7 protein-coding genes are annotated in these 6340 nt (G+C 66.5%); 6 read left to right on the plus strand and 1 reads right to left on the minus strand.

The annotated features are described in order from the left end of the window. Positions 1–36 precede the first annotated feature (36 nt). From EO174_RS17400 to EO174_RS17410, 3 genes are all read left to right on the plus strand, one after another. Positions 37–705 carry an arylesterase gene (locus tag EO174_RS17400; protein ID WP_206515087.1) on the plus strand — a complete coding sequence of 223 codons (669 nt, stop codon included), beginning with the start codon at positions 37–39 and terminating at the stop codon, positions 703–705. A 104-nt stretch (positions 706–809) separates the two neighbouring features. Further along, a complete protein-coding gene (locus EO174_RS17405; RefSeq protein ID WP_002811889.1) occupies positions 810–1523 on the plus strand; it encodes a response regulator transcription factor in 714 nt (237 codons plus the stop codon). Between the two features lie 144 nt (positions 1524–1667). Then, positions 1668–2939, plus strand: coding sequence for a HAMP domain-containing sensor histidine kinase (locus EO174_RS17410; RefSeq protein ID WP_126946243.1), 1272 nt, complete (start codon positions 1668–1670; stop codon positions 2937–2939). 229 nt (positions 2940–3168) lie between these two features. On the opposite strand, the gene EO174_RS17415 is transcribed toward EO174_RS17410, so the two are convergent. Then, the gene (locus EO174_RS17415; protein WP_104649655.1) at positions 3169–3870 is read right to left on the minus strand and encodes an SGNH/GDSL hydrolase family protein; all 702 of its coding nucleotides are present in this window, start codon (positions 3868–3870) and stop codon (positions 3169–3171) included. A 319-nt stretch (positions 3871–4189) separates the two neighbouring features. Between EO174_RS17415 and EO174_RS17420 the strand changes: the two genes are divergently transcribed. The 3 genes from EO174_RS17420 to EO174_RS17430 form a co-directional block, all read left to right on the plus strand. After that, on the plus strand, positions 4190–4570 hold the full coding sequence (locus EO174_RS17420) for a diacylglycerol kinase (protein WP_119130764.1): 381 nt from the start codon (positions 4190–4192) through the stop codon (positions 4568–4570). Between the two features lie 258 nt (positions 4571–4828). Beyond that, positions 4829–5461, plus strand: coding sequence for a LemA family protein (locus EO174_RS17425; protein ID WP_104649654.1), 633 nt, complete (start codon positions 4829–4831; stop codon positions 5459–5461). A 27-nt stretch (positions 5462–5488) separates the two neighbouring features. Then, positions 5489–6340, plus strand: an 852-nt coding sequence (locus tag EO174_RS17430) for a TPM domain-containing protein (RefSeq protein ID WP_126946246.1), incomplete at its 3' end; no start/stop codon positions are given.

The raw sequence follows: 6340 nt of genomic DNA on the forward strand, positions 1-6340 counted from the left end.
GCAATGCGGGTACTGGAGTGGGGGGCCAGACTGTCGATGAGGAATCTCCGAATGCGTGAAAGAACACTGCGATATGGCGTGCTGGTCCTGTGGCTGCTGACACTGTCCCTGCTCGCGCCGGGAATTGCCTCTGCCAAAAGTCCGGTGGCGACCGCCCCGATCCTGGTCGTCGGCGACAGCCTGAGCGCTGCGCACAACATCCCGGTGCAGTCTGGCTGGGTCACCTTGCTGGACCAACGCCTCAAGCGTGACATGGCGACGCCACCGGCGGTCGTCAATGCCAGCATCAGCGGTGAGACCACCTCCGGTGCATTGACGCGGCTGCCCGGCCTGCTGCAGAAGCACCACCCCGGCGTGGTGGTGATCGAACTCGGCGGCAACGATGCGCTGCGCGGCCTGACCCCGGCCCAGCTGAAGGGCAACCTGGAAAAGATGATCCAGCTCAGCCAGCAGGCCGGCGCGAAGGTGCTGCTGCTCGGCATCGATGTGCCGCCCAACTATGGCCCTGCCTATCGCGAACGCCTGAAGGCGACCTATGCCGACCTGTCCAGCCAGTACAAGACCGCATTGGTGCCGTTCTTCCTGGAAAAGGTCGCGCTGCAGCCAGGCCTGATGCAGGCGGACGGCCTGCATCCCACTGCCGCGGCCCAGCCCAGGGTGCTGGAAACGGTGTGGCCCGCGCTGCGCCCCCTGCTCGGCCGTTGACGGCCGGCGGGCAACGCCCGCCGTCACAAAACGTTAGATGGTCTTCACGCCCTTTCCACTGCCGATCCGGCATGTTTCACAAAGCTGAAGACCGAGGAAAGTCCATGCGTCAGACCAAGGAAACGTCCGGCCTCGTGCTGGTCGTTGAAGACAACCGCAATATCTCTGAAATGATCGGCGAGTACCTGGAAGGCCGTGGCTTCGAGGTCGACTATGCGCAGGACGGACTCGACGGCTACCGTCTGGCCGCCGAGAACAGCTACGACGTGGTCGTGCTGGATCTCATGCTGCCACGTCTGGACGGCATCGAAGTGTGCCGCCGCCTGCGTAACGACGCACGCAAGTCCACCCCGGTGCTGATGCTGACCGCCCGCGACACGCTGGACGACAAGCTCACCGGCCTGGGTTTCGGCGCCGACGACTACCTGACCAAGCCGTTCGCGATCCAGGAACTGGAAGCGCGCCTGCGTGCCCTGATCCGTCGCGAGCGCCGCCAGGTCGGGTCGGAAGTGCTCAAGGTCGCCGACCTGGTGCTCGATCCGGTCAGCATGCGCGCCACCCGCGCCGGCACCGAGCTGCAGCTCTCGCCGATCGGTCTGCGGCTGCTCACCATCCTGATGCGCGAGTCGCCGCGGGTGGTGACTCGCCAGGAAATCGAGCGCGAGATCTGGGGCAACGGGTTGCCGGATTCGGACACCCTGCGCAGCCACCTGTACAACCTGCGCAAGATCATCGACAAGCCGTTCGATCGCCCGCTGCTGCACACCGTGCAGAGCGCCGGCTATCGCATTGCCGACATCGCCCAGCCGATGGCCTGATGTCGCCGGCCGGCCGCCATGCTGGCGGCCGGCTACCTCCTGTAGGCGCCCACGCGCCGCTCGTTTCCGCGCGCTGCCGTCTGGCTGCACGACGGGCTTACGGAAGCGTTGCCTATAATCCGGCGCTCTCCCCTGGATGCAGCAATGCCGCACGGGCTTCCACGAAAAATACGTCTGGCCTTCCTCCTGCAGGTCGCTCTGGCGAGCCTGGCGATCGTGCTGGGTGGCTATCTGCTGTCCTTCGTCATCAAGTACAGCCTGGTGCGGACCGTGCTGGCCGACGAGGCGGTGCATTTCTGGCGCGTGCACAAGGACGCACCGAACAACCCGCCGCCGAATACACGCAATATCCAGGGCTATTTCTTGCCTGCCGGCCAGGGCCGCGACACGGCGCCGGCGGAGTTGCAGCGGTTGTCGCCAGGCTTCAGCGAAGTGGCTGCCGCCGATGCCCTGGTGTATGTCGATCAACGTCCGGAAGGGCGTCTGTACCTGGTGTTCCCACGCTCGCGTGCGGCCCATCTGACGCTCTGGTTCGGAATCGTGCCGGCGATGCTGGTGCTGCTGGCGATCTATGGCGTGTTCTGGGTGACCTACCGGATCTCCAAACGCCTGGTGTCGCCGGTCAGCTGGCTGGCACGGCGCGTCTCGCAGTGGGACCCGCGCAACCCGGATGTCGATGAACTGGCACCGGAGCGGTTGCCCGCCGACCTGCAGGGTGAAACGCGGCAGCTGGCCGCTGCCCTGCATACGCTCGGGCAGAAGGTCAGCGACCATGTCGCGCGCGAGCGCAACTTCACCCGCGATGCCAGCCACGAACTGCGCACACCGTTGACGGTGATCCGGGTGGCCAGCGACATGGCGCTGGCCGACGACGAATTGTCGCAACGCACCCAGCGCAGCCTGCGCCGGATCCAGCGCGCCGGCCGTGACATGGAAGCGGTGATCGACGCCTTCCTGATCCTGGCGCGCGAAGCCGAGATCGACCCGCAAAGCGAGACCTTCGATGCCGCCGAACTGGCCAGCGAGGAAGTCGATAGCGCCCGCCAGCTGCTGGGCGACAAGCCGGTGTCCCTGACGATGGTCGGTGACCGCAGCCTGCAGATGTTCGCCCCGCCGCGGGTGATGCGCGTGGTGCTCAGCAACCTGCTGCGCAATGCCTGCGCCTATACCGATACCGGCAGCATCGAGGTGGAAGTCACCCAGGACCGCATCATCGTGCGCGATACCGGGATCGGCATGAGCGAAGAGGCGCGTGCGCGCGCGTTCGAGCCGTTCTTCCGCGCCGATCCCACCCGCCCGCAGGGCACCGGCCTGGGCCTGTCGATCGTGCGCCGGCTGTGCGATCGCTTCGGCTGGCGGATCGAACTGCATAGCGAGTCCGGTGTCGGCACCTCGGTTGCGGTGGTGGTGGCCTGAGGGAGTAGTGGCCGTAGCGGCATGTGGGTGCCTGCAATCTGCCACTGACCAGGGAGATGCGCCGCACGCGCCCAGGGCGCCGGTTGCGGTTGCCGATGCTGCTGTTTCCCCTACATGGCAACGAGGCTGCGTGCCGTGCCGATCTGCCGCAGACGCCAGGTGCCTCTGCGGGATCGGTGACGCAATGGGTTGATCTGGCGAGTGCGACGCCAGATCGACCCGCCAAGCGTTACTTCTGCTCCAACACCGGTGCCACGGCCTTGCGCCAGATGGCATAGCCATCGGCGGTCATGTGCAGCATGTCGTCGCGAAACAGCGCGGCACGTGGCTTGCCGGTGGCATCGAGCATCGGCGTGTAGACGTCCACGTAGTCCACCTGCGGCAGCGGCGCGAGTGCGTCCTTGATCAGGCGATTGGCGGTCACGATCGCCGGCAGCAGATGGGCGCGCGAGGGGCTGGGTTTGATCGACAGGTAGCTGATGCGCGCGCTGGGCAGATCGCGGCGGATGCGCGTCACGAATGCCAGCACGTCGTCGCGGACCTGCTGCGGCGTGCGGCCGCTGTTGAGATCGTTGTCGCCGGCATACAGCACCACCTGGCGCGGCGCATACGGGATCACGATGCGGTCGGCGTACCAGGTGCTGTCGCGCACTTCCGACCCGCCGAAGCCGCGATTGATCACCGGCATGCCGGGGAAATCCTGTGCCAGCGTGTCCCAGAAACGGATCGACGAGCTGCCGACGAAGACGATGCCGTGCCTGGGGGGCGGTTGCTGCGCGTCGCTGTCGGCGAAGCGCTGCATATCCGCTTCCCAGGCGGCATTGGACACCTGCGCCGGTATCTGCGGCGTGGTGTGCGGGGTGGCGGCGTGTAGCTGGCCGGACAACAGCACAAGGGCGCACAGCAGCGTGCGCAAGGGATGTTTGGTCATGCGAAGGAACCTGCAGCAGTAAAACGGGCCATCATGGTGCGACAGGCTGGAAGCACAGGGCAAACCCATGGCTTCCAGCGCCTGCGATCGCCGTGCGTGCAGATCGCCTCGCCGTGCCTGCACCGACGCTGTGGCGAAGATTGCGCCATGCGGCAGCACCTGACGGCCCGGCAGGCCCAACGTCAGCTGTTCGACCGCGTGGCAGCGCCCTGGCGGCGCGCTGCACGACGGTGCAAGATTCGCACTTTCCTCAGCAGTGACCCCGCCATGCGTTTTAGCCGTCCCCAGACATGCCCTTGCGGCCGGAAGCACTGACCGCATGGCCGATCAACTGGGACACGTGCCGCGCGGTCCGCGCCGCATGCTCAAGGCGGCGATCTGGTCATGGCAGGGATTGCGCGCGGCATGGCTGCATGAATCCTCGTTTCGGCTGGAGGTGTGTCTGGCGGCAGTGATGTCCCCGCTGGGGCTGTGGCTCGGCCAGTCCGGCCTGGAACGTATCGCGCTGGTGGCGCCATTGCTGATCGTGCTGGCGGCCGAATTGCTGAATTCGGCGATCGAGGCGGTGATCGAGCGCTACGGCCCCGAGCACCATGTGCTGGCCGGCCGCGCCAAGGACATGGGTTCGGCGGCGGTGTTCCTGCTGTTGATCAATGTGCTGCTCTGCTGGGGACTGATACTGCTGCCGCGGTGGCTCTGACGGCCCGCGCGTCTGCGCAGGCCACAGCCGCCGATCAGCTTCTGCAGGCGATTGGATCGGCGAAGGTGGAGACGTTCGTGCGAGCGACACACCAGAGCGCGCCGGCGGTCGTGGTGGCCGCCACGGAGCCCGCGGTGACTGCCGCGGTTGCAGGCTTTCTCGCATCTGGCCGGGATCAGCTGCCTGGCGGGCGCATGTGCATGCCGGGTTGACTCGCCGCGTGGCATGCTGCGGCTCTCTTTCAACGGAATCGCCTGCATGCCCGTCCTGATTCGCGCCCTGGTGTTGCTGATGCTGACCGTCTCGCTGTCCGGTTGCGGCTACAACGCGATCCAGCAGAAGGAAGAAGGCGTCAAGGCAGGTTGGTCGGAGGTGCTGAACCAGTATCAGCGTCGTGCCGACCTGATTCCCAATCTGGTGCGCACCGTGCAGGGCTATGCCCAGCAGGAGCGGCAGGTACTGACCGAAGTGACCAACGCGCGCTCGCGGGTCGGACAGATCCAGGTCAATGCCGATGACGAAGCCTCGCTGAAACGGTTCCAGCAGGCGCAGGGCGAGCTCGGCAGCGCGCTGTCGCGCCTGATGGTGGTCAGCGAAAACTATCCGCAGCTGAAATCCGACCAGTCGTTCCGCGATCTGCAGGTGCAACTGGAAGGCACCGAAAACCGCATCACCGTGGCGCGCGGTCGCTACATCCAGACGGTGCAGGACTACAACACCTACATCCGTTCGTTTCCGCAGGTGATCACCGCCAAGATCTTCGGCTACCAGCCCAAACCCAACTTCAGCGTGGAAAACGAGGCGCAGATCTCACGCGCACCGCAGGTGGATTTCGGCAATCAGCAGGCGCCGCAGCAACAGCCTGCGCAGCAACCGCAGCCTGCGCAGTAACAGCGCTTACCAGGCAGGAGTCAGGCAATGCGGCAAACGCACAGCTGGGTGTTCTGGATGTTGGCGCTGTTGTTGCTGCCGGCCTCGCTGCTGGCGCAGGACCTTGCAGCCATTCCGCCACTGCGCTCGCCGGTGGTCGATACCACCGGCACATTGGACGCCACGCAGACCCGGCAACTCGAGCAGCAGGCGCTGGCCCTGCAGCAGCGCAAGGGCGCGCAGTTGCAGATCCTGATCGTGCCCACCACCCAGCCGGAGGCGATCGAGCAGTACACCCAGCGCGTGTTCGACCAGTGGAAGATCGGTCGCAAGGGCGTGGACGACGGCGTGCTGCTGCTGGTGGCCAAGGACGATCGCCGGGTGCGCATCCAGCCCGGTTACGGCCTGGAGGGCGCGATCCCCGACATTGCCGCCAACCGCATCATTCAGGAGTACCTGGCACCGCGCTTCCGTGAGGGCGACTACGCTGGCGGCATCGGCGCTGCGACTGCGACGCTGGCCGGCCTGATCGAGGGCGAGCCCTTGCCGGCGCCGGTCAGCGGGCACGCCGCTGCCGGCACGGGCAATGGTTCGGGCGGAGGCGGTGGCTGGATCATGGCCTTGTTCATCGGCTTTGTGGTCGCGATGGTGGCGCGTGGCATCCTCGGCGCCCTGCCGCGGCCGCTGCGTGCGTTGCTGACCGGCGTCGCGGCCGGCGGCGCTGCCTTGCTGTTTACCTCGCTGCTGTTTGCCAGCGCCGGCGCTGCGGTGATCGGGCTGCTGGCGGGCCTGGCGTCCGGTTCACCGGTGCGCTTTGTCGGCGGCGGTGGCTGGGGCGGTGGTGGATTCGGTGGTTTTGGAGGCGGTGGCCGCGGCGGTTCCGGTGGCGGCGGCTGGGGT

This window comes from Xanthomonas sp. BRIP62418, from assembly GCF_003993495.1.
GTDB lineage: Bacteria > Pseudomonadota > Gammaproteobacteria > Xanthomonadales > Xanthomonadaceae > Xanthomonas > Xanthomonas euroxanthea.

Coding starts and splice junctions, on each gene's coding strand:
- EO174_RS17410 (WP_126946243.1), top strand. CDS start 1,668: ATGCCGCACGGGCTTCCACGAAAAATACGTCTGGCCTTCCTCCTGCAG.
- EO174_RS17420 (WP_119130764.1), top strand. CDS start 4,190: ATGGCCGATCAACTGGGACACGTGCCGCGCGGTCCGCGCCGCATGCTC.
- EO174_RS17400 (WP_206515087.1), top strand. CDS start 37: ATGAGGAATCTCCGAATGCGTGAAAGAACACTGCGATATGGCGTGCTG.
- EO174_RS17415 (WP_104649655.1), bottom strand. CDS start 3,870: ATGACCAAACATCCCTTGCGCACGCTGCTGTGCGCCCTTGTGCTGTTG.
- EO174_RS17405 (WP_002811889.1), top strand. CDS start 810: ATGCGTCAGACCAAGGAAACGTCCGGCCTCGTGCTGGTCGTTGAAGAC.
- EO174_RS17425 (WP_104649654.1), top strand. CDS start 4,829: ATGCCCGTCCTGATTCGCGCCCTGGTGTTGCTGATGCTGACCGTCTCG.